Below are 391 nucleotides of genomic sequence, written 5' to 3'. Positions count from 1 at the left end.
GTGTGGTGAATATCATCGTGTTCGATCCGAAAGGCTGGGCGCTGTTCCGTTCCTTCAAAGCCGTCAAGGAGAAGCTGGATACCCGTCGTGGCTCTAATTCCGAGCTGGAGACAGCGGTGAAAGACCTGGGCAAAGCGGTGTCCTATAAGGGGATGTATGGCGATGTGGCCATCGTCGTGTATTCCGGACAGTACGTGGAAAACGGCGTCAAAAAGAACTTCCTGCCGGACAACACGATGGTGCTGGGGAACACTCAGGCACGCGGTCTGCGCACCTATGGCTGCATTCAGGATGCGGACGCACAGCGCGAAGGCATTAACGCCTCTGCCCGTTACCCGAAAAACTGGGTGACCACCGGCGATCCGGCGCGTGAGTTCACCATGATTCAGTC

The 391-nt window shown here is 56.8% G+C and carries 1 protein-coding gene; it reads left to right on the top strand.

What is annotated here, in order from left to right; genetic code table 11:
* The coding region (locus tag EMN46_RS19330) for a major capsid protein (protein ID WP_195715347.1) at nt 1-391 on the top strand (391 nt) is incomplete at both ends.

Source organism: Ancylomarina sp. 16SWW S1-10-2, assembly GCF_009669305.1.
Taxonomy (GTDB): domain Bacteria; phylum Bacteroidota; class Bacteroidia; order Bacteroidales; family Marinifilaceae; genus Ancylomarina.
This window is presented reverse-complemented; position numbering and strand designations above follow the sequence as displayed.